This window comes from Stenotrophomonas pictorum JCM 9942 (assembly GCF_001310775.1).
Lineage (GTDB): Bacteria > Pseudomonadota > Gammaproteobacteria > Xanthomonadales > Xanthomonadaceae > Stenotrophomonas > Stenotrophomonas pictorum.
On record NZ_BAZI01000650.1, the window covers coordinates 1 to 986 of the forward strand.

2 protein-coding genes are annotated in these 986 nt (G+C 70.2%); both read right to left on the reverse strand.

Features of this window, described 5'->3' with window-relative positions:
- On the reverse strand, positions 1 to 264 hold a 264-nt coding region (locus JCM9942_RS16785), incomplete at its 3' end, for a hypothetical protein (RefSeq protein WP_218185527.1).
- Positions 228 to 986 (reverse strand): VWA domain-containing protein (locus tag JCM9942_RS16790; RefSeq protein ID WP_157723029.1); only part of this gene is annotated, 759 nt, incomplete at its 5' end. The genes JCM9942_RS16785 and JCM9942_RS16790, both read right to left, overlap by 37 nt.

Sequence of the window (986 nt, forward strand, 5' to 3'; positions counted from 1 at the left end):
GCGCGGGGCCGGCAGCTGCGCCAGTTCCTCGCGCACCAGCCGCACCACCAGCTGGTCCAGCGTGTCTACCGAATAGTTGGCCACCTCGTGCACGGTCTGGCTGCCCGGACCACTGCCCGGGTCGGCGGCGTCCTGGTAGGTGAGGAAGATGAAGCGGCCGCCGGTGTACTGGGCGATCTGCCGCTGCACGATCTCGCCGAGGGTGTCCTGGCCGGACGCGGCCACGCTCAACACCTTGATGCCCTTGCCCAGCGCGGCCAGCATGGTGGCGTCATAGCGGGGCGGCGGGTAGCCCATCTGCGGCGGCGCGTCGGCCAGCGCCACCAGCAGCCGGGTGGTGCCCGGGCCCCGCCAGCCAGTGCCTGCACCGCATGGTCGAAGGCCTCGTTCATCGCCTCCGGGTAATCGCCGCCACCGTGGGCGCGCACGCCATCGAGCACCTGCTGGAACGCGGCGACATTGCCGGTCAGGTCCCAGCTGCGCACGAAATATTCATCGCCGCGATCGCGGTAGGTGACCAGCCCCAGGCAGATGTCCGGGCTGGACGGCAGCGTGCCGATCTGGCGCACGATGCCCTGCAGCGAATCGCGCAGCTTGTCGATCTCATCGCCCATCGAACCGGTGGCATCGACCATGAACACCAGATCCAGCCGGGCCCGTGCCGGCGCCGGTGCATCGGCCAGCACCAGCTCCAGCACCTGCTTCTGGCCACGCCGCAACGGCGCGGTGACCTGCTTGCCACCACGCCGCACCGTCACCGTGTAATGACTGGAGTCGCGGTCATCGAAGGCGTTGGGATGCAGCCAGACCTGGCCACCGGCATCGGTGCGCGCCCACATCCGCGCGCCACCGGCCGAGCTGACCGCCACTTCGGCATCGGGCACCGGCCGGCCCTGGCCATCGACCACGCGCAGACGCTGGCGCACGCGGATATCGCGGCCCAGCGGCGCGGCATGTTCATGGCGCTGCAGGAACTGCTGGAAGCT